Annotated in this window: 20 protein-coding genes; 11 read left to right on the top strand and 9 right to left on the bottom strand. The window is 63.9% G+C overall.

Annotated elements, in window-relative coordinates; translation table 11 throughout:
• Window positions 1–26 precede the first annotated feature (26 nt).
• The 3 genes from DC366_RS02435 to lpdA all read left to right on the top strand — a co-directional run bounded on the left by DC366_RS02435 (window position 27) and on the right by lpdA (window position 3,522).
• Window positions 27–1,310 (top strand): MFS transporter, encoded by a 1,284-nt coding sequence (locus DC366_RS02435; protein ID WP_108690570.1) that lies wholly within the window; start codon window positions 27–29, stop codon window positions 1,308–1,310.
• Between the two features lie 129 nt (window positions 1,311–1,439).
• Complete coding sequence (locus tag DC366_RS02430) at window positions 1,440–2,024, top strand: DUF924 family protein (protein WP_108690569.1); 585 nt, start codon at window positions 1,440–1,442, stop codon at window positions 2,022–2,024.
• A 100-nt stretch (window positions 2,025–2,124) separates the two neighbouring features.
• Window positions 2,125–3,522, top strand: a complete 1,398-nt coding sequence (lpdA, locus tag DC366_RS02425) for a dihydrolipoyl dehydrogenase (RefSeq protein WP_108690568.1) — start codon at window positions 2,125–2,127, stop codon at window positions 3,520–3,522.
• Window positions 3,523–3,531: 9 nt separating this feature from the next.
• Here lpdA and DC366_RS02420 read toward each other — a convergent pair whose 3' ends face one another.
• Window positions 3,532–3,882 carry a DUF488 domain-containing protein gene (locus tag DC366_RS02420; RefSeq protein ID WP_108690567.1) on the bottom strand — a complete coding sequence of 117 codons (351 nt, stop codon included), beginning with the start codon at window positions 3,880–3,882 and terminating at the stop codon, window positions 3,532–3,534.
• 136 nt (window positions 3,883–4,018) lie between these two features.
• On the opposite strand from DC366_RS02420, the gene uvrA reads away from it, so the two are divergent.
• A complete protein-coding gene (uvrA, locus tag DC366_RS02415) occupies window positions 4,019–6,877 on the top strand; it encodes an excinuclease ABC subunit UvrA (protein ID WP_108690566.1) in 2,859 nt (952 codons plus the stop codon).
• Window positions 6,878–6,889: 12 nt separating this feature from the next.
• Here the strand turns inward: uvrA and DC366_RS02410 are convergent, their stop codons facing one another.
• From DC366_RS02410 to DC366_RS02390, 5 genes are all read right to left on the bottom strand, one after another.
• Window positions 6,890–8,152: a sensor domain-containing phosphodiesterase gene (locus tag DC366_RS02410; RefSeq protein ID WP_108690565.1), complete on the bottom strand. Its 1,263-nt coding sequence runs from the start codon at window positions 8,150–8,152 to the stop codon at window positions 6,890–6,892.
• A gap of 111 nt (window positions 8,153–8,263) precedes the next feature.
• A complete protein-coding gene (locus tag DC366_RS02405; protein WP_108690564.1) occupies window positions 8,264–9,379 on the bottom strand; it encodes an AI-2E family transporter in 1,116 nt (371 codons plus the stop codon).
• 81 nt (window positions 9,380–9,460) lie between these two features.
• Window positions 9,461–10,366 (bottom strand): 3-hydroxyisobutyrate dehydrogenase, encoded by a 906-nt coding sequence (gene mmsB / locus DC366_RS02400; RefSeq protein ID WP_279305750.1) that lies wholly within the window; start codon window positions 10,364–10,366, stop codon window positions 9,461–9,463.
• 90 nt (window positions 10,367–10,456) lie between these two features.
• Window positions 10,457–11,590, bottom strand: coding sequence for a carboxylate-amine ligase (locus tag DC366_RS02395; protein WP_108690562.1), 1,134 nt, complete (start codon window positions 11,588–11,590; stop codon window positions 10,457–10,459).
• Between the two features lie 127 nt (window positions 11,591–11,717).
• Window positions 11,718–13,220: a CoA-acylating methylmalonate-semialdehyde dehydrogenase gene (locus DC366_RS02390; protein WP_108690824.1), complete on the bottom strand. Its 1,503-nt coding sequence runs from the start codon at window positions 13,218–13,220 to the stop codon at window positions 11,718–11,720.
• A 103-nt stretch (window positions 13,221–13,323) separates the two neighbouring features.
• Here DC366_RS02390 and DC366_RS02385 point away from each other — a divergent pair, with 103 nt between their 5' ends.
• The 3 genes from DC366_RS02385 to coaD all read left to right on the top strand — a co-directional run bounded on the left by DC366_RS02385 (window position 13,324) and on the right by coaD (window position 15,363).
• Window positions 13,324–14,238, top strand: a complete 915-nt coding sequence (locus DC366_RS02385; RefSeq protein ID WP_108690561.1) for a LysR family transcriptional regulator — start codon at window positions 13,324–13,326, stop codon at window positions 14,236–14,238.
• A gap of 57 nt (window positions 14,239–14,295) precedes the next feature.
• Window positions 14,296–14,730, top strand: coding sequence for a CBS domain-containing protein (locus DC366_RS02380; RefSeq protein WP_108690560.1), 435 nt, complete (start codon window positions 14,296–14,298; stop codon window positions 14,728–14,730).
• A 141-nt stretch (window positions 14,731–14,871) separates the two neighbouring features.
• On the top strand, window positions 14,872–15,363 hold the full coding sequence (coaD, locus tag DC366_RS02375; protein ID WP_108690559.1) for a pantetheine-phosphate adenylyltransferase: 492 nt from the start codon (window positions 14,872–14,874) through the stop codon (window positions 15,361–15,363).
• 15 nt (window positions 15,364–15,378) lie between these two features.
• On the opposite strand, the gene DC366_RS19785 is transcribed toward coaD, so the two are convergent.
• Window positions 15,379–15,522 carry a hypothetical protein gene (locus tag DC366_RS19785; protein ID WP_165802827.1) on the bottom strand — a complete coding sequence of 48 codons (144 nt, stop codon included), beginning with the start codon at window positions 15,520–15,522 and terminating at the stop codon, window positions 15,379–15,381.
• A 94-nt stretch (window positions 15,523–15,616) separates the two neighbouring features.
• Window positions 15,617–16,618, bottom strand: coding sequence for a type I glyceraldehyde-3-phosphate dehydrogenase (gap, locus tag DC366_RS02370; protein ID WP_108690558.1), 1,002 nt, complete (start codon window positions 16,616–16,618; stop codon window positions 15,617–15,619).
• A gap of 169 nt (window positions 16,619–16,787) precedes the next feature.
• Between gap and DC366_RS02365 the strand changes: the two genes are divergently transcribed.
• The gene (locus DC366_RS02365) at window positions 16,788–17,756 is read left to right on the top strand and encodes a DUF808 domain-containing protein (protein ID WP_108690557.1); all 969 of its coding nucleotides are present in this window, start codon (window positions 16,788–16,790) and stop codon (window positions 17,754–17,756) included.
• 97 nt (window positions 17,757–17,853) lie between these two features.
• On the opposite strand, the gene tkt is transcribed toward DC366_RS02365, so the two are convergent.
• Window positions 17,854–19,869, bottom strand: a complete 2,016-nt coding sequence (gene tkt / locus DC366_RS02360) for a transketolase (protein WP_108690556.1) — start codon at window positions 19,867–19,869, stop codon at window positions 17,854–17,856.
• A gap of 237 nt (window positions 19,870–20,106) precedes the next feature.
• Here tkt and DC366_RS02355 point away from each other — a divergent pair, with 237 nt between their 5' ends.
• The 3 genes from DC366_RS02355 (at window position 20,107) to DC366_RS02345 (ending at window position 23,546) form a co-directional block, all read left to right on the top strand.
• Window positions 20,107–20,646, top strand: a complete 540-nt coding sequence (locus tag DC366_RS02355) for a hypothetical protein (RefSeq protein WP_108690555.1) — start codon at window positions 20,107–20,109, stop codon at window positions 20,644–20,646.
• Window positions 20,646–21,041: a cell division protein ZapA gene (locus DC366_RS02350; RefSeq protein WP_108690554.1), complete on the top strand. Its 396-nt coding sequence runs from the start codon at window positions 20,646–20,648 to the stop codon at window positions 21,039–21,041. Before DC366_RS02355 ends, DC366_RS02350 begins: the two co-directional genes overlap by 1 nt.
• Before the next feature lie 138 nt (window positions 21,042–21,179).
• Complete coding sequence (locus DC366_RS02345) at window positions 21,180–23,546, top strand: ATP-dependent helicase (protein ID WP_108690553.1); 2,367 nt, start codon at window positions 21,180–21,182, stop codon at window positions 23,544–23,546.
• Window positions 23,547–23,615 lie beyond the last annotated feature (69 nt).

Below are 23,615 nucleotides of genomic sequence, written 5' to 3'. Positions count from 1 at the left end.
GGCGGGACAACGGGGAAAGACGCGCGATGATCAAGGTTCTGTCAGGCGCCTGGGCGCTGCTGTTCGGCATGATGCTGCTGCAGGTTGGCAATGGCATGCAAGGCACGCTTCTGGGTATCCGCGGCGAGATCGAGGGGTTTTCCACCTTCGAGATGTCGCTGATCATGTCGGGTTACTTCATCGGCTTCCTTTTCGGCTCGCGCATGGCGCCCGAGATGATCCGCCGGGTGGGGCATGTGCGCGTCTTCGCCGCGCTCGGCTCGATGATTTCGTCGGTGATGCTGCTCTATCCGACATGGACCGACCCCTGGGCCTGGGGCGCGGCGCGGATCCTGATCGGGTTCTGCTTTTCGGGCGTCTATGTGACGGCCGAATCCTGGCTCAACAACTCGGCCAGCAACGAGAACCGGGGCAAGGCGCTGTCGCTCTACATGATCGTGCAGATGATCGGCATCGTCTCGGCGCAGGCGCTGCTGATCGTGGCCGATCCCGGCGGGTTCATCCTGTTCATCATTCCCTCGGTGCTGATCTCGATCTCCTTCGCGCCGATCCTTCTGTCGGTCAGCCCGACACCCGCCTTCGAGGCGACCAAACCGATGACCCTGATGCAGATCTACCACACGTCGCCCTTGGGCTGCGTGGGCATGTTCCTGCTGGGCGGTGTCTTCTCGGCGCAGTTCGGCATGGGCGCGGTCTATGGCGGCAAGGCAGGGCTGAGCGTGGGCGAGATTTCGGCCTTCGTGTCGTCCTTCTACGTGGGCGCGATGATCGTGCAATATCCGCTGGGGTGGCTGTCGGACAAGATGGACCGCCGCCTGCTGATCCTTGTCGCGTCGGCCGGCGTCGCCCTGGGCGCGTTCGTGGCCATGCTCTTTGGCGAGGTGTTCGCGGTGCTGCTGGCTGCGGCCTTCGTGGTGGGCGGGCTGTCCAACCCGCTTTATTCGCTGCTGATCGCCTATACCAACGACTTCCTGACGCATGAGGACATGCCGGCCGCCGCAAGCGGCCTGGTGTTCATCAACGGTCTCGGCGCGGTGGCCGGCCCGCTGATCACCGGCTGGATGATGGGGGTGATGGGGCCCAGCGGCTTTTTCCTCTATATCGCCATTCTGGGCGCGGCTATGGCCATCTATGCGGGCTACCGCATGACGCAGCGCAAGCGGCATGTCGTGATCGACGCGGTCGAGGGATATGCGCCGGTCATGCCGTCCTCGTCCCCGATGGCTGCTACCTTCGCGCAGGAATACGTCATCGACGTGGCCCAGGAAGAGGCCGCAGAGGAGGCGGACGCGCGCGCGGCGGAGTTCTGATGGGCGATACTGGCCACATTCTGCCGACGTGAGTGGAATGTCGCATTTGAAGTAATACTTTACTGTTCAATGGGCGCCCTAAGCCATTACCCTGAACATATCGGCATTGGTCACAAAAGGAGCAGACCCGTGGTGAATCCGGACGACGTCTTGAATTTCTGGCTCGACGAGGTGGGCGAGAAGGGGTGGTACATCCAATCGAAGAAACTGGATACCACCATCCGCGACCGGTTCGAGCCGGTCTGGCGCAAGGCGCGCGAAGGGAATTACGGCCTGTGGCTGACCTATCCCAGCGGGACATTGGCCTATATCATCCTGATGGACCAGTTCCCACGCAACATGTTCCGCGGCAGCGGCGAGAGTTTTGCCACCGACCGCCATTCCATTGCTGCCGCCAAGGCCGCGATCGGGCGCAAGTGGGATCTGGCAATAGACGAGCCCGCGCGCCAGTTCTTCTATCTGCCGCTCATGCATTCGGAGAACCTGTGCGATCAGGAACGCTGCATCCGCCTGATTTGCGAGCGGATGCCGGAAACCGGCGACGGCACGTTGCTCCATGCGCAGGCGCATCGCGAGGTGATCCGCCAGTTCGGCCGCTTTCCCTACCGCAACGAGGCGCTGGGCCGCAAATCGACGCTGGCCGAAATCGCCTATCTCAAGGCGGGCGCATACGCCCACACCCTGCGCCAGCTTCAGCAAAAATCCGTCGCCTGACGCGGCTGCGTTCGTGCGGCGCGCGCCATCGTGCAGATGCGTTGTGACTTGGCCGGATGTGGTTTAGCATCCGGCGACACACCTCATCCCGGAGACGCACATGGCCCCCAAATCCTTTGACATGATCGTGATCGGCGCCGGTCCCGGCGGCTATGTCGCCGCCATCCGCGCCGCACAGCTGGGCCTGTCGGTCGCCATTGTCGAGCGCGAGAATATGGGGGGCATCTGCCTCAACTGGGGTTGCATCCCGACCAAGGCGATGCTGCGCTCGTCCGAGGTGTTTCACCTGATGCACCGGGCCAAGGAATTCGGACTGACGGCGGACAAGATCGGCTATGATCTGGACGCGGTCGTCAAACGCTCGCGCGGGGTGGCCAAGCAGCTGTCCGATGGAATCGGCCATCTGATGAAAAAGAACAAGATCAATGTGTTCCGCGGCGAAGCTCATCTGCCCGCCAAGGGGAGGGTCGCCGTCAAGATGGACAAGGGCGACGATGAAGAGCTGACATCCAAGAATATCGTCCTCGCCACCGGCGCGCGTGCCCGCGAATTGCCGGGGCTGGAGGCCGACGGCGATCTGGTCTGGACCTACCGCCATGCGCTGGTCCCGCCGCGCATGCCCAAGAAGCTGCTGGTGATCGGATCGGGCGCCATCGGGATCGAGTTTGCCAGCTTCTACAACACGCTCGGCGCGCAGACGACCGTGGTGGAGGTGATGGACCGGATCCTGCCGGTCGAGGATGCGGAGATCTCGAAATTCGCCAAGAAGCAGTTTGAAAAGCAGGGCATGACCATTCTGCAGAAGGCGGCCGTCAAGCAGCTGGACCGCGGCAAGGGCAAGGTCACGGCCCATATCGAAACCGGTGGCAAGGTCGAGAAACAGGAATTCGACACGGTCATTTCCGCTGTCGGCATCGTCGGAAATGTCGAGGATCTGGGTCTTGAGGATCTGGGGGTGAAGATCGACCGCGCCCATGTTGTGACGGACGAATACTGCCGCACCGGCGTGGACGGCCTCTATGCCATCGGCGATATCGCGGGCGCGCCGTGGCTGGCGCACAAGGCCAGCCATGAGGGCGTGATGGTGGCCGAGCTGATCGCCGGAAAGGATCCGCACCCCGTCAAACCGAACAGCATCGCCGGCTGCACCTATTCAAACCCGCAAGTCGCCTCGGTCGGCTATACCGAGGCCAAGGCCAAGGAGCTGGGATACGACATCAAGGTCGGCCGCTTCCCGTTCATCGGCAACGGCAAGGCCATCGCGCTGGGCGAGGCCGAAGGCATGATCAAGACCATCTTCGACGCCAAGACCGGCGAGCTTCTGGGCGCGCATATGATCGGCGCCGAAGTGACGGAACTGATCCAGGGCTACATCGTCGGCCGCCAGCTTGAGACGACCGAAGAGGATCTGATGAACACCGTCTTCCCGCATCCCACGCTGAGCGAGATGATGCACGAAAGCGTGCTGGACGCATACGGGCGCGTCATTCACATGTAGGGGCCGCGGTCAGCCCAGCTTTTCCTTCAGCCAGTCGCGCAAGGCGACGGCGTTGTTGTGATTCTCGTCCTTGGCGGCGTAGATCAACGTCACGCGGCCATCCTTGGCGCGCTTGGCCAGATCGTCGGCGGCATCGCAATCGTCCAGCTCCCGCGCATAGCGGCGACGGAACTCGTCCCATTTTTCGGTGTCGTGATCATACCACTTGCGCAAGTCGTCGCTGGGCGCGACCTCCTTGCCCCATTCGTCCAGTTCCAGATCCTCCTTCGCCACGCCGCGTGGCCAGAGGCGATCCGCCAATACCCGATAGCCATCGTTTTCGGCCATCTCATCATAGGCGCGCCGTGTTCTGATATCCATGATAAGCCTCCTTTCAAAACAAACGGTAAACGGCGCAAAAGGTTTCTCACAGAAACGTTCCGCTTCTGTTCGCAATTACGGGTTGGAAGGCCGACCGGCATACACTATCTGTTAATCCTCACTCCCCGGAGGCATCATGGCTGAGCTGAAGAACATCGAAGTGCGCGGTGCGCGCGAGCATAACCTCAAGAATATCGACGTGGATATCCCGCGCGATCAGCTGGTTGTCATCACCGGCCTGTCCGGGTCCGGCAAATCCAGCCTCGCCTTCGACACGATCTATGCCGAGGGACAGCGCCGATATGTCGAATCGCTGTCGGCCTACGCGCGCCAGTTTCTGGACATGATGCAAAAGCCCGATGTGGACCATATCAGCGGCCTGTCCCCCGCGATCAGCATCGAGCAGAAGACGACGAGCAAGAACCCGCGCTCGACGGTCGGCACCGTGACGGAAATCTACGACTATCTGCGCCTGTTGTTCGCCCGCGCGGGCACGCCCTATTCCCCCGCCACCGGCAAGCCGATCGAGGCGCAGCAGGTGCAGGACATGGTCGACCGAATCATGGCGATGGAGGAGGGCACGCGCGCTTATCTGCTGGCCCCCATCGTGCGCGACCGAAAGGGCGAATACCGCAAGGAATTCATGGAGCTGCGCAAAAATGGATTTCAGCGCGTCAAGGTAAATGGCGAATTCTACGAGCTGGACGAGCCGCCCACTCTGGACAAGAAATTCCGCCATGACATCGACGTCGTCGTTGACCGGCTGGTGGTCCGGGAAGGACTGGAGACGCGGCTGGCCGACAGCTTGCGCACCGCGCTGGACCTTGCCGACGGTATCGCCATTCTGGAAACCGCGCCCAGCGAAGGCGAGCCGGAGCGCCTCACCTTTTCCGAGAAATTCGCCTGTCCCGTGTCCGGCTTCACCATCCCCGAGATCGAACCGCGCCTGTTTTCCTTCAACGCGCCCTTTGGCGCCTGCCCGGTCTGCGACGGTCTGGGGGTCGAGCTGTTCTTTGACGAGCGGTTGGTCGTGCCCGATCAGAATCTGAAGATCTATGACGGCGCGCTGGCCCCGTGGCGCAAGGGCAAGAGCCCGTATTTCAAGCAGACGATCGAGGCGATCGCGCGGCATTACGAATTCGACATGAAGACCAAATGGAAGGATCTGCCTGCCCACGTGCAGCAGGTGTTCCTGCACGGCTCCGGCGAGGAGGAAATCGCCTTTCGCTATGACGAGGGCGGACGCGTCTACAACGTCAGCCGCGTGTTCGAGGGCGTGATCCCCAACATGGAGCGCCGCTATCGCGAGACGGATTCTGCCTGGATCCGCGAAGAATTCGAGCGCTATCAGAACAACCGCCCCTGCGGCGCCTGCGAGGGTTACCGCCTGCGCGACGAGGCGCTGGCGGTCAAGATTGCCGGTCTGCATGTCGGGCAGGTGGTCCAGATGTCGATCCGCGAGGCGGCGGAATGGGTGACTGAGGCGCCCAAAAGCCTGAGCAACCAGAAGAACGAGATCGCGCGCGCCATTTTCAAGGAAATCCGCGAGCGGCTGGGGTTTCTGAACAATGTCGGGCTTGAGTACCTCACGCTCAGCCGCAATGCCGGCACCCTGTCGGGCGGAGAATCCCAGCGGATCCGGCTGGCCAGCCAGATCGGCAGCGGGCTGACCGGCGTGCTTTACGTGCTGGACGAGCCCAGCATCGGCTTGCATCAGCGCGACAATGATCGCCTGCTGCAAACGCTGAAAAACCTGCGTGATCAGGGCAATACGGTGATCGTTGTCGAGCATGACGAAGAGGCGATCCGCGAGGCTGATTATGTCTTTGACATCGGGCCGGGCGCGGGGGTGCATGGCGGGCAGGTGGTCAGCCATGGCATCCCGTCGGCGGTGGCGGCCGATCCGAACTCGATCACCGGGCAATATCTGTCCGGCACGCGCGAGATTTCGGTGCCCGCCAAACGGCGCAAGGGGAACGGGAAAAAGCTGAAGGTGGTCAAGGCGACCGGCAACAACCTGAAGAACGTGACGGCGGAATTTCCGCTGGGCAAATTCGTCTGCGTGTCGGGCGTGTCGGGCGGCGGCAAATCGACCCTGACGATCGAAACGCTGTTCAAGACGGCGTCGATGCATCTGAACGGCGCGCGCCAGACGCCTGCGCCCTGCGAGACGATCAAGGGGCTGGAGCATCTGGACAAGGTCATCGACATCGACCAGCGGCCCATCGGGCGCACGCCGCGCTCGAACCCGGCGACCTATACGGGCGCCTTCACGCCGATCCGCGACTGGTTTGCCGGGCTGCCGGAAGCCAAGGCGCGCGGCTACAAGCCGGGGCGCTTCAGCTTCAACGTCAAGGGCGGGCGCTGCGAGGCGTGTCAGGGGGACGGCGTCATCAAGATCGAGATGCATTTCCTGCCCGATGTTTATGTCACTTGCGAGACATGCCAAGGCGCGCGCTATAACCGCGAGACTTTGGAAATCCGCTTCAAGGGCAAGAGCATAGCGGACGTTCTTGATATGACGGTGGAAGACGCGCAGGAGTTCTTCAAGGCGGTGCCCAGCATCCGCGAGAAGATGGATGCGCTGGTGCGTGTCGGGCTTGGCTATATCAAGGTCGGCCAGCAGGCGACGACGCTGTCAGGCGGCGAGGCGCAGCGCGTCAAACTGTCCAAGGAACTGGCCAAGCGCAGCACCGGGCGGACCTTGTATATCTTGGACGAGCCAACGACGGGTCTGCATTTCGAGGACGTGAAAAAGCTGCTCGAGGTGCTGCACGAACTGGTGGACAGCGGCAATACGGTGATCGTGATCGAACACAATCTCGACGTCATCAAGACGGCGGACTGGATCATCGATATTGGCCCCGAGGGCGGCGATGGCGGCGGCGAGGTGGTGGCCACCGGCACCCCCGAAAAGGTGGCGGAAGAGCCGCGCAGCCATACCGGCCATTACCTCAAGCCGATGCTGTCGCCGCGCAGAATGGCCGCCGAGTAGGGCCGCCGTTCCTTAGCCCGCCGCGCCCTGTGCGGGGCGGGCATGTTGAAACCACGCGCGGGCGCGATCCAGATCGGCGAATTTGCCAAGATAGTATCCTTGCGCGAGCGGCACGCCCAGCTCGTGTAGGGTGATCAGCTCGTTTTCCGTCTCGATGCCTTCGGCAACGATGGCCGCGTCGATTTCCACGGCAAACCGGACCAGCGCCGCGGCGAGCGAGCGGCGCACGATGTCGGTGTCGATTTGGCTGGTGAGGGAGATGTCCAGCTTGATGATGTCCGGATGCAGGCGGACGATATGCTGCAAGCCGGAATACCCCGCGCCCGCATCGTCAATGGCCAGCCGGATGCCGCGAAACCGCAGCGCGTCCAGCTCGCGCAGCAGCCCGTCATAATCCTCCACCATCGCGTGTTCGGTCACTTCCAGCACGATCCGCTCTGTCGGCCAGTCCTTGAACACGCCGCCGAGCCGCCCCGAGGCCACCGTTTCAGGGGAGGCGTTCACCGAGACGTAGATATGCGGGGGCAGGTCATCCAGCGCCGCCAGCGCCTTTTCGATCACGCATATCTCCAGATCGGTTTGCAGACCGACCGCCTTTGCGTCATCAAACCACAGGTTCGGTGGGCGATAAGGTTGCGGGCGAAATCGGCACAGCGCCTCGAACCCCTTCGGGCGCCGGGCGGCAGCGTCCATGATGGGTTGATAGGCAATGTCGAAATCGCGCCTGTCCAGAACGTCGCCAATGACGCTGCGCGCCGCGTCGAATGCCACGCGGGCGGATATCTTGTCGTTCACCTGCTCGGCGGAGAGGTCGGCGAAGGCGCGCATCACCGCAAGGTCGCGCTGGGTCAGATCGGGCCGGGCGCTGCGGCTGAGGCAGCAAAACATGCCGTAGGCGCTGCCGTCGCGCCGCCGGATCGGCACGCTGACATGGCTGCGGATCGGGATCGCGTGGGTCAGATCGAGCGCCTGGCAGATCTGGTGGCTGGCCGTGTCGACGATCAACTCGGGCAGGCGCCCGGCAAGGATATGGCGGCAGTAGACCTGATCGAGCGGCACTGCGCGCCCGACATGCGCCAGATCCTCGAAGCCCGGCGCGCTGACCGCGCGGAAGACAAGATCATCGGCGACGAATTCGGACAGATAGGCCACCTCCATATCCAGATGGGTGCGGACAAACTCCAGCGCAGCGGTGACGGTGTCGCTCGTACCATCCAGTTTCAGATCGGCGACCATGGGCAAAACGGGATCCGGTGCGGGCGTGACTTTGGACATGCGAGACCTCTGCAATCTGAGCGTTGCAGGCAGCTTACCGGTCGAACATGACCAATTTCTTGACGGCGTCTGGCCGATATCAGTTTTTCAATCAGATTGTAGAGAGGCGCGTCAGGGGTCGGTTGCCTTCGGCTCGGTCGGCCCAGGTTTTGCCTTGCGCAACGCCGAGGGGCCCGAGCTGTCGCCCAGAAAATGACCCAGCGCTTGCAGCCCTTCGATTTCATCGCAAACGATCTTGACCACGATCAGGACCGGAACGGCGACGACCATCCCGACGACGGACCAGATATAGGCGAAAAAGGCGACGATCAGGAACAGGATCGGCGTGTTCAGCTGCATCCGCCGCGAGATCAGCAAAGGCGTCACGATCTGTCCCTCGATCGAGGTGAGCGCCATGTAGGTCATGAACACGCCGAACGCCTCCCAAGCCTGTTCGAACGACACGAAGGCCACGAGCGCGGCCACCCCCGCGCCGACGACGGCGCCGAGGAAGGGGATGAAATTCAGCGTGAAGGCCATGACACCGATGGCGATGGCGTTGGGCAGCTCCCACAGATACATTGCCGCGCCGATGCTCAGCCCCAACCCGGCATTGATCAGCGCAATCCCGCCCAGATAGCGGCCCAGCCGGTCCTCGATCGTCTTGATGATCTCGACCGCGCGGCGCTTGTCCCGCAGCTTGGGCAGGCTCTCGACGGTGCGAAGCGCAAAGAAATCGCCCGACCCGATCAGGAAGAACGTCAGGAAGATCGCGAAGATGACCTGGCTCAGCACCTTGGGCGCCATGGTCAGGATCGTGACGGAGGTGCTGGTTTCGGAGACGACCTCCACCTCCATCGCGGTCTTTTCCTTGCCGCTGCCCACGGCGTCGTCGATGGCCTTGGCGGCCTCGTTGACCTTGGCAAGGGCGCTGTTGCTCTCGCCCAGCTTGCCTTGCATGTCGCGCATGAGGCTGGGCATGTCGTCGATCAGGGTGGCGACCGGCTCGGCGAACCAGAAGATCCCGATGGCAGTGATGATGAAGAGGATCGAGGTGAAGAATGTCGCGATCAGCATGCTGGGCATACCCAGGCGTTCCAGCGCCCGGCGCGGCCTGCTGAACACGAAATAGGACAGGATCGCGGCGGTGACGGGGATCAGGAAATTCGCCGCAGACACCAGCGCGGCCACCAAGGCAATAATGAATATGCCGATCAACGGCACGTAAATGCGTTTTGGCGCGCTCATGCGTCTATTGTCCCCCTGATCGCCTAATAAGCGATGAAGGGCAAACGCGGCTGCGGGCCGGGCGGTTCCGGTGCGGGCCGCTTATTCGCGGCCCCGTGCGGCCAGGCGCGGCAGCATGGCGCTGAAATCGCGGCCGCGGCCATCCTCCTTCTCGACGAACTGCGCATAGAGCGCGCGCGCCGCGGCGCCCAGCGGCGTATCCGCATCCGCCGCTTCGGCGGCCTGCTGGGCCAGCGTCAGATCCTTCAGCATCAGCTCGGCGGCAAAACCGGGTTTATAGTCATTGTCAGCGGGGCTTTTGGGACCGATGCCGGGGGCGGGGCAGTAGGCGTTCATCGACCAGCTGTAGCCCGAGGAGGTGCTGACCACGTCGAACATCGCCTGCCGGTCCAGCCCCAACTTGTCGGCCAGCGCGAAGGCCTCGCAGGTGACGATCATGGTCGCGCCAAGGATCATGTTGTTGCAGATCTTCGCAGCCTGCCCATTGCCCGAGGGGCCGCAATGTACGGCCTTCGCGCCCATGATGTCAAAGAGCGGCTTCGCGGTGGCAAAGCCCGCGTCGTCGCCGCCCACCATGAAGGTCAGCGTGCCGCCCGAGGCGCCGCCGATGCCGCCCGATACCGGCGCGTCGAGCGCCGACAGCCCGGCCTTTTGCGCCTGCGCGGCCACGTCCCGCGCGCTGTCCACATCAACGGTCGAGCAGTCGAGGAAGACGGCGCCGGGTGCCATGGCCGGGATGATCTGATCGGCCACGCTGCGCAGGATATCGCCATTGGGCAGCATGGTGATGACCACGTCGGCACCCGTTGCGGCCTCCTCGGCGCTGGCGGCGCTGGCGACACCTTCGGCGCTGACACCGGCGGGATCAAAGCCTGTCACCTCATGCCCGGCAGCGGCCAGGTTTGCGGCCATCGGCCCGCCCATGTTGCCCAGTCCAACGAATCCGATCTTCATGTCATAGCCTTCCCGCGTCTGAAATCGCGGCAGAGTATCGTGATCTGCGGGCCATAGGCAATGGCCCGGCGGCGCTGAATTCGCGGAAGTTTTCCAGCCCAAACCAAGCGGGCACCGATGCTCTCAAAGGTCGGCGTGAAACTCGTCGATCAGATGCGCAACGACCGCTGCAAGCGCGCCCTCGCGGTCCTTTCCGGCCTGCGTTGCCGCGTCAAAGACCTGCCTCTGGCGGTCGGCGCTGTTGCCGCCGCCTGCAATCTGGCGCGCGCGCGCCACCTCCTGCGCCGAGCCGAAGTGGATCGCATCCTCGGCGATGATGTCCAGCATCTCGCCGATGAGCTCGTCCATGGGAATGATCTGGCCCATGCCGAAATCGATCAGCCCCTCGCGCACGCCATAGCGCTGCGCGCGCCAGCGGTTTTCGGAGATCAGGAATGTCTCGTAAATGCGCCAGCGCTGATTTTTCACCGCCAGCCGCCATAGCATCCGCGCCAGCCCCTGGGTCAGCGCCGCCAGTGTCAGCGCATCCTCCAGCCGGGGCTGCACGTCGCATATGCGCGATTCCAGCGTCGGATATTTCGATGAGGGGCGCAGATCCCACCAGATCTTGGACGCGTCCTTGATCGCGCCCAGATCGATCAGCACCTGCACCGCGCGCTCATACTCGCCATGGCTGCTCATGCGCGGGGGCAGGCCGGTGCGGGGCAGGTTGTCGAACACGGTCAGCCGGTAGCTGTCCAGCCCGGTATCATGCCCCTGCCAGAAGGGCGACGAACAGCTCAGCGCCAGAAGATGCGGCAGGAAATAGCTGAGCTGGTTCATCATGTCGATGCGCCGGTCCGGGCCATCGATGCCCACATGCACATGCATCCCGCAGATCAGCATCCGGCGCACGACCCCGGCCAGATCGGTGGACAGATCGTTATAGCGCTCCTTGTCGGTATGGGTCTGCTCGCGCCAGCGCGAAAAGGGATGGCATGACGCCGCGATGGGGGTGAGGCCGAACTTCGCGGCCTCATGCGAGACGCAGGCGCGCAGGCGCCGGAGATCCTCGCGCACCTCGGCGATGGTGCCGCACACCTTCGTGCCCACCTCGATCTGACAGGTCAGGTATTCCGGGCTGACCTGGGCATTGAGGGCACTGCGGCAGGCATCCATCAACGCCTCGGGCGCGGCGGCCAGCGCCATCGTCTGGCTGTCGACGAGCAGATATTCCTCTTCGATGCCGATGGTGAAATCCGGATGGGCCTGGGCCATGGCGCGCCTTTCGCTGGGGCATGTCCAGCAAAGCGCAGCCGCGCCGCCCTGCCAAGGAAATTCTGCGAATTTCCGGGCGCAGACGTAAAACGCCCGGCTGCGGGAGCCGGGCGTTTCGCGCCTCGTGTCAGTCGGCCAGTTTGAAGTGGAACTCGCCGCCTTCCTTGATTCCGCTCGGCCAGCGCGAGGTCACGGTCTTGGTCTTGGTGTAGAACTTGAACGCGTCGGGGCCGTACTGGTTGAGATCGCCGAAGGCCGATTTCTTCCAGCCGCCGAAGGTGTAATGCGCCAGCGGCACCGGGATCGGGAAGTTGACGCCGACCATGCCCACATTGACGCGGGACGCGAAATCGCGCGCCGCATCGCCATCGCGGGTAAAGATCGCCGTGCCGTTGCCCATCTCGTGATCCGAGGCCAGTTTCAGCGCTTCCTCATAGCTGCCTGCGCGCACCGTGCACAGGACCGGGCCGAAAATCTCCTGCTGGTAGATGTCCATCTCCGGCGTCACCTTGTCGAACAGATGCGGGCCGACAAAGAAGCCGTCCTCATAGCCTTGCAGACTGAACCCGCGCCCGTCGACGACCAGCTCGGCGCCCTGATCGATGCCGGACTGCACCAGACCTTCGATCCGCTTTTTCGCTTCGGCGGTCACGACGGGGCCGTAATCCATCTCGGTGTCCGAGGTGTAGGGGCCGACCTTCAGCTTTTCGATGCGCGGCACCAGCTTTTCGATCAGCTTGTCCGCGGTCTCGTCGCCCACGGGAACGGCGACCGAGATCGCCATGCAGCGCTCGCCCGCGGCGCCGTAGCCTGCGCCGATCAGCGCGTCGGCGGCCTGATCCATGTCCGCGTCGGGCATGATGATCATGTGGTTCTTGGCACCGCCAAAGCACTGCGCTCGCTTGCCGTTGCTGCAGGCGCGGCCATAGATATACTGCGCGATGGGCGTCGAGCCGACAAAGCCGACGGCCATGATCGTCTCGTTGTCGAGGATCGCGTCGACCGATTCCTTGTCGCCGTTGACGACCTGGCAGATGCCATCGGGCAGACCCGCCTCGGTCCAGAGTTCAGCCAGCATCAGCGGGCAGGAGGGGTCGCGCTCGGACGGCTTGATGATGACGGCGTTGCCCGCCGCGATCGCCGGGCCCATTTTCCACATCGGGATCATGGCCGGGAAGTTGAAGGGCGTGATGCCCGCAACGACACCCAAGGGCTGGCGCATCGAATAGATGTCGATGCCGGTCGAGGCGTTGCCGGAATATTCGCCCTTCAGGAAATGGGGCGCGCCGATGCAGAATTCGATCACTTCCATGCCGCGCTGCACGTCGCCGCGCGCGTCGGGGATGGTCTTGCCATGCTCGCGGCTGATCGCCTCGGCCAGCTTGTCCATGTCGCGGTTGATGAGGCGCACGTATTCCATCATCACGCGGGCGCGTTTCTGCGGGTTGACCGCGGCCCATTCTTCCTGCGCCTTCGCCGCATCCGCGACGGCCTGGTTCAGCTCGTCCACGGAGGCAAGCGGCGTCTTGGCCTGCACTTCGCCGGTGGCGGGGTTGAAGACATCCGCAAAGCGGCCGGATGTGCCTTTGACATGCTTGCCATTGATGTAATGCGTCAGTTCGGTCGTCATGGAACCCTCCATTTTCATTTGCGCCCAGCATAGGCTTGCAAAAATAGGCTGAACAGAGGCAATATCTCAAACGGAGTTTGCATTTTTGCAAAATGGAGGCGGGATGCAGCCACAATGGGACGATCTGAGGATATTTCTGGCGGTGTCGCGCCACGAAAGCCTGTCGGCGGCCGGCCGCGTTCTGAAGATCGACCCGGCCACCGTCGGCCGACGCATCGCCCGGCTGGAGGAGGCGCTGAAGGCGCCGCTTTTCGCGAAATCGCCGCAGGGATACGCGCTGACCGGCGAGGGCCAGCGTCTGGCCGAGCGCGCGGCCCGTGCCGAGCAGGAAATGACCGCCGCGTTCGAGGATCTGCCGGGGCGGGGCGGGCGCCTGAGCGGCCAGATCCGGCTGGGCTCGCCCGATGGATCGGCGAATTTCCTGCTGCCGCAGGTCTGCGCCCAGATCGTCGAGCGCAACCCGGATCTGGAGGTGCAGATCGTCGCGCTGCCGCGCGTGTTCAACCTGTCGCGCCGCGAGGCGGACATGGCCATCGCCGTCAGCGCGCCGGTTGCCGGGCGGCTGAGCGTGCAAAAAGTGACCGACTACAGGCTGAGCCTTGTGGCCTCGAAGGAATATCTGCGTCTCAAGGGCCCGATCCGCCGGCGGCAGGATCTGCGCGATCACCGCATCGTCGGCTATATCCAGGACATGATTTTCGACAAGGAGCTGGATTACATGGCCGAGGCCGGGCTGCCGCGCGTCGATCTGGCCAGCAATTCGGTGTCGGTGCAATTCAGCTGGATCCGGCAGGGCGCGGGCATCGGCATCGTGCATGATTTCTCGATCCCGTTCGGCCATGACATGGTGCGTATCCTGCCGGGCGACATCAACCTTTTGCGCAGTTTCTACCTGATCCGCCACGTGGATGACCGCCGCCTTGACCGGCTCAACCGCTTTGCCGAGGAACTGGCCAGCGGAATGCGCCGCGAGGTCGCGCGGCTGGAATCGCTGTGCCGGGATGACCCGCGTGCTTGACAGAAGGCGGTCAATCTTTACGCTGATTTGTGAATGATAGCGATAACGGGGTGCGATATGCTGGTTCAACAAATCCTCAAGACCAAAGCCAACACCGATGTGTTCACCATCGCGCCGGGTTTGGCGGTATCCGACGCGGCGGCCAAGCTGTCGGAAAATCGCATCGGCGCGCTGATCGTCGCGGACGAGAGCGGCCATGTTGTCGGCGTTCTGTCCGAGCGCGACATCGTGCGCACGCTGGGACAGCGCGGGGCCGGGTGCCTGAACGACAAGGTCGATGAGATGATGACGACCGATCTGGTCTGCGCGACGCGGCAGGACACCGGCGAAAGCGTCCTGCAGCGCATGACGGACGGCCGTTTTCGCCACATGCCCGTGCTGGAGGACGGCAAGCTGATCGGCGTCATCACACTGGGCGACGTGGTCAAGGCGCGTCTGGCCGAACTGGCGATGGAGAACGAATCCATGCAAGGCATGATCATGGGCCGATAGGCCGGAACGCCCCCGGCAGATGGCACCGACCGTTGCACGCGCGAAACGGCTCGGCCCGCTCGCGCGCGCGGTGCCACATGCGGGCTTGCGCTCGATGGTATTGCCGTGCTGTCTGTCGGGAGCGAAACTTGGAGGGATGCGATGCGCATTGGCCTTTACCCCGGCACGTTCGATCCCATCACGTTGGGCCACATCGACATCATCCGCCGCGCCGCGACGCTGGTCGACAGGCTTGTCGTGGGGGTTGCGATCAATCGCGACAAGGGTCCGCTTTTCTCGCTGGAAGAGCGCGTCGCGATGATCGAGGCCGAGGCCGCGTGCCTTGCGCAGGCGGGCGGGGTCGAGATTACCGTGCATCCTTTCGAAAACCTGCTGATCGACTGCGCCCGTGACGTGGGCGCGCAGATCATCGTGCGCGGCCTGCGCGCCGTGGCCGATTTCGAGTATGAGTTCCAGATGGTCGGCATGAACCGCGCGCTCGACAGCAATATCGAAACGGTGTTCCTGATGGCCGATACCGGGCATCAGGCGATCGCGTCCAAGCTGGTCAAGGAGATCGCGCGGCTGGGCGGCGACGTGTCCACCTTCGTCACGCCCAATGTCAATACCGCGTTGCTGGACAAATTCGCCTGAACCGGGCGCGGCGGCTCACCGCCAGAAGGCCATCCACTCGATCAATTCGCCCAGTTTCGCCCCGACGAAGATCAGCCCGTCCCAGTCCTGCAGCCAGTAATCCAGACCCAGCGCCAGAACGATCAGCACGAACAGCCACAGCGCGATCCGGTCGGTCATGTGCAGTGCCTTTTTCTGCGCCCATAGCGGCCGTTGATGCGGCCCCGAACCGTGTGACATTCCGGGGCCGCATTGTGCAACATGGCGTGCAGGATCAGCCCAGCCGGCCCATCAGCGCGGCCACATCGGCCATGCGGCACGAAAAGCCCCACTCGTTGTCATACCATGCCAGAACCCGCACCAGCGTGCCGCCGATCACCTTGGTCTGATCGGGCGCGAAGATGCTGCTTTCCTCGGTATGGTTGAAATCGATGCTGACCTTGGGCGCGGGGTCATAGGCAAGGATGCCCTTCATCGGACCGGCGGCCGCTTCGGCCACGATGGCGTTGACGTCCTCTTCGGTCACGGATTTCGAGGCGACGAAAGTCAGGTCCACCGCCGATACGTTCGGCGTGGGCACGCGGATGGCCGAGCCGTCCAGCTTGCCCTTGAGCGCGGGCATCACCTCGGCCAGCGCCTTGGCCGCGCCGGTGGAGGTCGGGATCATCGACATGGCGGCAGCGCGCGCGCGATACAGGTCCTTGTGACGGCGGTCCAGCGTCGGCTGATCGCCCGTGTAGGCGTGGATCGTGGTCATGATGCCGCTCTCGATACCGATGCCGTCATGCAGCACCTTGGCCAGCGGGGCGAGGCAGTTGGTGGTGCAGGATCCGTTCGAGATCATCCGCTCGCCGGGCTGAAGATCGCCGTCATTGACGCCCATGACAACGGTGCGGTCCACGTTCTTGCCGGGCGCCGACAGCAGAACCTTGCCCGCGCCGCGCTCCAGATGCTTTTTCGCCTTCTCGCCGTCGTTGAAATTGCCGGTGCATTCCAGCACGACATCGACGCCGTCCCAGTCCAGCTCGTCCATGTCATAGGTCGAAAACATCTGGATCGCGCCCCGCCCCAAATCCATCGTCCCGTCGCCGGTGGTGACAGTGCCGGGAAACCGGCCATGCACGCTGTCATAGCGGATCAAATGCGCGGCGGTTTCCAGCGGGCCGGTCGCGTTCAGCTTGACGACCTTGATATCCTCGCGGCCCGTCTCGCTGATATGGGCGAGCGTGGCGCGGCCGATGCGGCCAAATCCGTTGATGCCGACAGTGATGGTCATGGGGAAGGCTCCTGACGATTGATGGCGTTGGGCCGGATATACGGTGCGCCGCGCGATGCCGAAAGATCAAAAACCCCTGATTTTCGGCTGTTAGCGCTATATGTCACGGATGCCCTTGTGCGCGGCGCGCGTTTCTCTACCTTTCCGGGGCCAAATACGGAGCGATCATATGAGCGGACTACTGGCCCTTCTGGACGATGTGGCGGCCATCGCCAAGGTGGCAGCGGCGTCGATCGACGATGTGGCCGCGCAGGCGACCAAGGCAGGGGCCAAGGCGGCCGGCGCCGCGATTGACGATGCGGCCGTCACGCCGAAATACATGCAGGGCTTTGATGCGGACCGCGAATTGCCGATCATCTGGCGTATTGCGCGCGGCTCGCTCTTCAACAAGCTGGTCTTCTTGCTGCCTGCCGGGCTGGCGCTGCGCGAATTCGCGCCGGGCGCGGTGACGCCGCTGCTGATGCTGGGGGGCTGCTATCTGTGCTTCGAGGGGGCTGAGAAAGTGGTCCATGCGCTGAAAGGCGACCATGAAGTCAAGAAAAAGGAGGTGGCCGCACAGAGCGGGCCCGCCCATCTGGAAGAGCAAAGGATCGCCGGCGCGATCAAGACCGATTTCATCCTGTCCGCCGAGATCATGACCATCGCACTGGCCGCGATTCCCGACGGTTCGATCTGGATGGAGGGGGCGACGCTGGCTGCGGTCGCGGTGATGATCACGGTCGCCGTTTATGGCGCGGTTGCGCTGATCGTGAAGGCGGATGATCTGGGCCTGCTGATGGCCGCCAAGGGGCGCCTGTCGGCGACGCGCGGCATCGGCCGGGCGCTGATCAAGGCGATGCCCAAGGTATTGGCCGCGTTGATGATTATCGGCACCGCCGCGATGCTGTGGGTCGGTGGCAACATCATTCTGCACGGGTTGGCGAATCTCGGCGTCGCGTGGCCCTACGATCAGATACACCATATTGCGGATGCAGCCACCCAGGCGCTGGACAGCGGTCGTGCGGCGGCGCAATGGACGCTGGTTGCGACGATGGACGGCGTTTTCGGTCTGGCGCTGGGGCTGGTTCTGATCCCGATCGGGACGCGAATCATCACGCCGATCTGGCAGCGCCTGAAGCGGCTCAATCCGGTGGTGTGACACGCCGATTTTCGCGAAAAATCACCGGGAGAAAATTCGCGAATTTTCATGTCCGGTGAGCGGCGGGAAGGCTGAAAATTCAGCCTTCCCGGGACGCTTACAGCAGGGACTTCACCTTGGCGGCGACGGCCTCGGCGGTGATGCCGAACTTCTCGTACAGCTCTTCGGCAGGGGCCGATGCGCCGAAGCCTTCCATGCCGACAAAGCCCGATTTCGCCTCGCGTCCGCGCTCGCCGCACAGCCAGCGGTCCCAACCCTGACGCGCGGCGGCCTCAACCGCGACGCGCACCGGACCGGCGGGCAGAACCTTGCGGCGGGCCGCCTCGTCCTGCGCCTCGAACAGCTCCCAGCAGGGCATGGAGACGACGCGCGTGCCGATGTCCTCGGCCTGAAGCAGATCGCGCGCCTGCATGGCGATTTCCACCTCCGAGCCGGTGGCCATGATGATCGCGCGGCGCTTGCCTTCGGCCTCGGCCAGAACATAGGCGCCTTGGGCCGTCAGGTTCTTGTTGCGATGCTCGACACGCAGCGTCGGCACGTTCTGGCGCGTCAGCGACAGGACCGAAGGCGTTTCTTTGGATGTCAGCGCCAGCTCCCACGCCTCGGCCGTCTCCACCGTATCACAGGGGCGGAAGACCCAGGTGTTGGGCGTTGCGCGGCTGATCGCCAGATGCTCGACCGGCTGGTGTGTCGGGCCATCCTCACCCAGTCCGATGCTGTCATGCGTCATCACGAACACGGTCGGAATCCGCATCAACGCGGCAAGGCGCATGGCGGGGCGGGCGTAGTCGGTAAAGCACATGAAGGTGCCGCCATAGGGCCGGATGCCGCCATGCAGCGCCATGCCGTTCATCGCGGCGGCCATGCCATGCTCGCGGATGCCCCAATAGACATACCGACCCTTGCGATTGTCGGTGTCAAACACGCCCAGATCGCCGGTTTTGGTATTGTTCGAGCCGGTGAGATCGGCTGAGCCGCCCACGGTTTCGGGCATGATCGGGTTGACGATTTCCAGCACCATCTCGCTGGATTTACGCGTGGCAACCTTGGGCGCCTCTTCGCTGATCTGCTTTTTCAGCGCCTTGATGCGCGCGCTCAGCGTTTTGGGTGCCTCGCGGTCAAAAATGCGGGTGAATTCCTTTTGCCGACGCTCGGACGCCTCGGCGAAACGGGACTCCCACGCCTCGCGCTCGGATTTGCCTTTAGCGCCAATTGCTTCCCACGCCTTCTTGATGTCACCGGGCACCTCGAACGGGCCGGTTGTCCAGCCATAGGCCGCTTTGGCGGCGGCCATCTGATCGGCGTCGGTCAGCGCGCCATGGCCCTTGGAGGTGTCCTGCGCCGCATGACCCAGCGCGATATGCGTCTTGCAGGCGATCATGGTGGGTTTCTTGGACGTTTTGGCCTTGGTGATCGCCTCGTCGATCTGCGCCGGGTCGTGCCCGTCGATCTCGATCACCTGCCAGTTTGCGGCGCGGAAGCGTTTCACCTGATCGGTACGGTCCGACAGCGACACCTTGCCGTCGATGGTGATGTCGTTGTTGTCCCAGAACACGATCAGCTTGCCCAGGGCGTGGCGCCCCGCCAACGTGATCGCCTCCTGGCTGATGCCTTCCATCAGGCAGCCGTCACCGGCGATGACATAGGTGTGGTGATCGACCAGCTTGCGGCCATAACGCGCGCGCAGCATTTCCTCGGCCATGGCAAAGCCGACCGAATTGGCGATGCCCTGGCCCAGCGGGCCGGTGGTGGTCTCGATCCCCTTGGCGTGGCCGTATTCGGGATGGCCCGCCGTGATCGCGCCCCATTGGCGGAAATTCTTGATCTGCTCCAGTGTCATGTCGGCATAGCCGGTCAGATGCAGCAGCGAATAAAGCAGCATCGAGCCGTGGCCTGCGCTGAGGATGAACCGGTCGCGATCCGGCCAATCGGGCGCGGAGGCATCGAATTTCAGGTGTTTTTCATAAAGGACCGTCGCAACATCGGCCATGCCCATCGGCATTCCCGAATGGCCCGAATTGGCCGCGTGGACAGCGTCCAGCGTCAGGGCGCGAATGGCGGTCGCTTTGGACCAGTGATCGGGGTTGGCGCGGGCGAGGGCAGCGAGATCCACGGGCAGGGGTATCCTTATGGCAGGGACGGATTGCCGTGGTTAAATACCAGCCCGCGCCCAAAGATCAAGCGCTGCCATGGCGGCCACTTGCCCGGACGTGGCAGGGGGCAGCCAATGCGCGCCATGAGGGGAAGCCTTTTTGCCAGCCATTCGTTACACTTGGGCGCACAAGGCAGGGAGCGCGATTCGCAGGCACGCCGCGCGCGCCCCGGAACCACAGATGAGGACATGCAAGGGATGAGCGATATCGACGCGATGCAGGGCCGGATCATGGCCGCGCTGGACCGGATCGGTCAAGGTCTGGACGGGCTGACCGTAGACACCGGCGATACCGAGATCGAGGGTCTGCGCCAGCAACTCGAGGACGAGGCGCTGGCCAATGCCCAACTGGAGGAGCGCGTCAAGAAGCTGAACGAGCGCGCCCGCGCCGCCGAGGAGGCAATGCGCGCCGCCGAGGAGGCCCGCACCGCCGAGACGTCGGGGCAGGCCGGCCGCGAGCAGGAGCGTGTGGCTGCGCTGAAGCGACTGGACGGCGAGCTTCAGTCGCTACGCGCGGCCAACCAGCAGTTGCGCGACAACAACAAGGCGCTGCGCGAGGCCAATGCCGAGGGCGTGGCCGAGCCGCACCTGATAAACAAGGCGATGATGGCCGAACTGGACGGCTTGCGCGCCGCCCGCGCCGCCGACCGCGCGGAAATGGACGTGCTGCTGGTCGAACTGGGCCAGATCACCAACGGTGCGGACGCCGCCGATGCCGCCGCGATGGAGGACAAGTGATGCCGGAAGTCGATATCGAAATCGGAGGTCGCACGTTCCAGGTCTCCTGCCAGCAGGGCGAGGAGCATTACCTGCATTCCGCCGCACGGATGCTGGACGACGAAGCCGCCGTTCTGGCCGCCCAGATCGGCCGCATCCCCGAGGCGCGCATGCTGCTGATGGCCGGGCTCATGCTGGCCGACAAGACCGCCGGGCTTCAGGACAAGCTGCGCGAGGCCGAGGACCAGATGGCCGAAAAGGATGCCGAGCTTGCGCGTCTGCGCGATGCCCCGGCGCCCGCGCCCGAGCGCGTCGAGGTGCCGGTGGTGCCCTCGTCGGTGACCGACACGCTTGCCGAAATCGCCGCCCGCGCCGAGGCGCTGGCCGAGACGATCGACGGAAAGAAGGCCGGATAGGGCGCCGCCCCGCTGGGCGAGGCGCTGTTTCGCGTCGGCATGAGGCAGCGGGCCTGCCTCATGCCGGGCGGAACTTCGGGCGGAACATAGACCGAACATCACTTTATCTTCGGCGGCGGTGCCGCTAAGGTCGCGCGCATGAGCAGTTTTGACGAATCCGACGCCTTCGAAGGCGCCTCGCTGTCCGCCCGCGCGATGGCCGCGCGTCCCGTGCCTTATCTGGACGGGCTGAACCCCGAACAGCGTCTTGCGGTCGAGACGATGGACGGCCCGGTTCTGATGCTCGCCGGGGCAGGGACGGGCAAGACCAAGGCGCTGACGACGCGCATCGTGCATCTGCTGAATACCGGCCGCGCCCAGCCGAACGAGGTGCTGGCCGTGACCTTCACCAACAAGGCCGCCCGCGAGATGAAGAACCGCGTCGGCGCGCTGCTGGGCCAATCCATCGAGGGGATGCCGTGGCTCGGCACGTTTCACTCGATCTGCGTCAAGCTCTTGCGCCGCCACGCCGAATTGATCGGGGTGGAGGGCAGCGACGTAACGCTGAAATCCAACTTCACCATCCTCGACACCGACGATCAGCTGCGCCTGCTGAAGCAACTGGTGCAGGCCGCCGGGATCGACGACAAACGCTGGCCCGCGCGCCAACTGGCCGGTGTGATCGACCATTGGAAAAACCGCGCCTGGACACCTTCCCGCGTGCCCGCGGGCGAGGCGGGGGCGTATAATGGCAAGGCGGTCGCGCTCTACAAGCAATACCAGCGCCGCCTGATCGAGCTGAATGCCGTCGATTTCGGCGATCTGCTGCTGCATGTGGTCAGTATCTTTCAGACCCATGACGACATCCTGCAAAGATACCAGCGCTGGTTCCGCTACATTCTGGTGGACGAGTATCAGGATACGAACGTCGCCCAGTATCTGTGGCTGCGCCTGCTTGCGGGCGGGCACCGGAACATCTGCTGCGTCGGCGATGACGACCAGTCCATCTATGGCTGGCGCGGCGCCGAAGTGGGCAACATCCTGCGGTTTGAGAAGGATTTTCCGGGCGCGCATGTCGTGCGGCTGGAGCAGAACTACCGCTCGACCCCGCATATCCTGGCCGCCGCATCCAGCGTGATCGCGGGCAATCAGGGGCGTCTGGGCAAGGAGCTGTGGACCGATGTGGAGGAAGGCGAAAAGGTTCGCCTGATCGGCCATTGGGACGGCGACGAGGAGGCCCGCTGGATCGGCGAGGAGATCGAGGCGATGCAGCGCGGCACGCGCAATCTGCGCCCCTACAGCCTTGATGAGATGGCGATTCTCGTGCGCGCCTCGCACCAGATGCGCGCCTTCGAGGATCGGTTTCTGACCATTGGCCTGCCATACCGCGTCATCGGCGGCCCGCGCTTCTACGAGCGGATGGAGATCCGCGATGCCATGGCCTATTTCCGCTGCGTCACGTCGCCCAGCGACGATCTGGCCTTCGAGCGGATCGTCAACACGCCCAAGCGCGGCCTTGGAGACAAGGCGCAGCAAAAGATCCAAGTGACGGCGCGCGAACACGGCGTGCCGCTGATCGAGGGCGCGCGGATCCTGCTGGAGCAGGGCGGGCTTGGCGGCAAGGGCGCCAAGGAGCTGGCGACGTTGCTGGACGGGCTTGCCCGCTGGGGCCGGATGACCGGCGACAAGGATGTCAGCCATGTGGAACTGGCCGGGATCATACTCGACGAATCCGGCTACACCGGGATGTGGCAGGACGACAAGACGCCGGAGGCGCCGGGGCGGCTGGAAAACCTCAAGGAACTGGTCAAGGCGCTGGAAAACTTCGAGAACCTCACAGGGTTTCTGGAGCATGTCAGCCTGATCATGGACAACGAGAGCGACAATGAAGGCGAGAAGGTGTCCATCATGACGCTGCACGCCGCCAAGGGGCTGGAATTTCCCGCGGTGTTCCTGCCGGGATGGGAGGATGGTCTTTTCCCCTCGCAGCGCTCGATGGACGAGAGCGGTCTCAAGGGCGTCGAGGAGGAGCGTCGCCTTGCCTATGTCGGCATCACCCGCGCCGAGGAGGTGTGCACCATCTCCTTCGCCGGCAATCGCCGCGTCTTTGGCCAGTGGCAATCCTCGCTGCCATCCCGTTTTATCGACGAATTGCCCGAGGCGCATGTCGAGGTGCTGACGCCGCCGGGCCTTTATGGCGGCGGCTATGGCGCCGCGGCGGGCGTGCCGAACAGCATCGACGCCAAGGTGGCCGAGGCGAATGTCTACAACTCGCCGGGCTGGAAGCGCATGCAGGCCCGCGCGGGCCAGCGCCCCACCGCGCAGCCGCGCGAATCGACGTCGCCGGTGATCGACATGGCCGCCGCCTCCTCGCATGTGGTGGGGGAAAGGGTGTTTCATCAAAAGTTCGGCTATGGCGAGATCATGGGCGTCGAGGGGGACAAGCTGGAGGTCGCCTTCGACAAGGCCGGCACGAAGAAGGTCGTCGCGCGTTTTGTCAGCGGCGCGGATGATGTGCCGTTCTGACGCGCGGGCGCCTGCGTTTCCTGCCGCAACATCCCCCGCGGAGCGCCGCGAGATTTCTTGCCGCAGCGC

The organism is Pelagivirga sediminicola (assembly GCF_003072125.1).
GTDB classification, from domain to species: Bacteria; Pseudomonadota; Alphaproteobacteria; order Rhodobacterales; family Rhodobacteraceae; genus Roseovarius; species Roseovarius sediminicola.
This window is presented reverse-complemented; position numbering and strand designations above follow the sequence as displayed.

What these genes read in the sequence shown, in the direction of transcription:
- DC366_RS02435 (WP_108690570.1), top strand. Translation starts at nt 27, where the DNA reads ATGATCAAGGTTCTGTCAGGCGCCTGGGCGCTGCTGTTCGGCATGATG.
- lpdA (WP_108690568.1), top strand. Translation starts at nt 2,125, where the DNA reads ATGGCCCCCAAATCCTTTGACATGATCGTGATCGGCGCCGGTCCCGGC.
- DC366_RS02420 (WP_108690567.1), bottom strand. Translation starts at nt 3,882, where the DNA reads ATGGATATCAGAACACGGCGCGCCTATGATGAGATGGCCGAAAACGAT.
- uvrA (WP_108690566.1), top strand. Translation starts at nt 4,019, where the DNA reads ATGGCTGAGCTGAAGAACATCGAAGTGCGCGGTGCGCGCGAGCATAAC.
- DC366_RS02410 (WP_108690565.1), bottom strand. Translation starts at nt 8,152, where the DNA reads ATGTCCAAAGTCACGCCCGCACCGGATCCCGTTTTGCCCATGGTCGCC.
- DC366_RS02405 (WP_108690564.1), bottom strand. Translation starts at nt 9,379, where the DNA reads ATGAGCGCGCCAAAACGCATTTACGTGCCGTTGATCGGCATATTCATT.
- DC366_RS02395 (WP_108690562.1), bottom strand. Translation starts at nt 11,590, where the DNA reads ATGGCCCAGGCCCATCCGGATTTCACCATCGGCATCGAAGAGGAATAT.
- DC366_RS02390 (WP_108690824.1), bottom strand. Translation starts at nt 13,220, where the DNA reads ATGACGACCGAACTGACGCATTACATCAATGGCAAGCATGTCAAAGGC.
- DC366_RS02385 (WP_108690561.1), top strand. Translation starts at nt 13,324, where the DNA reads ATGCAGCCACAATGGGACGATCTGAGGATATTTCTGGCGGTGTCGCGC.
- DC366_RS02380 (WP_108690560.1), top strand. Translation starts at nt 14,296, where the DNA reads ATGCTGGTTCAACAAATCCTCAAGACCAAAGCCAACACCGATGTGTTC.
- coaD (WP_108690559.1), top strand. Translation starts at nt 14,872, where the DNA reads ATGCGCATTGGCCTTTACCCCGGCACGTTCGATCCCATCACGTTGGGC.
- DC366_RS19785 (WP_165802827.1), bottom strand. Translation starts at nt 15,522, where the DNA reads ATGACCGACCGGATCGCGCTGTGGCTGTTCGTGCTGATCGTTCTGGCG.
- gap (WP_108690558.1), bottom strand. Translation starts at nt 16,618, where the DNA reads ATGACCATCACTGTCGGCATCAACGGATTTGGCCGCATCGGCCGCGCC.
- DC366_RS02365 (WP_108690557.1), top strand. Translation starts at nt 16,788, where the DNA reads ATGAGCGGACTACTGGCCCTTCTGGACGATGTGGCGGCCATCGCCAAG.
- DC366_RS02355 (WP_108690555.1), top strand. Translation starts at nt 20,107, where the DNA reads ATGAGCGATATCGACGCGATGCAGGGCCGGATCATGGCCGCGCTGGAC.
- DC366_RS02350 (WP_108690554.1), top strand. Translation starts at nt 20,646, where the DNA reads ATGCCGGAAGTCGATATCGAAATCGGAGGTCGCACGTTCCAGGTCTCC.
- DC366_RS02345 (WP_108690553.1), top strand. Translation starts at nt 21,180, where the DNA reads ATGAGCAGTTTTGACGAATCCGACGCCTTCGAAGGCGCCTCGCTGTCC.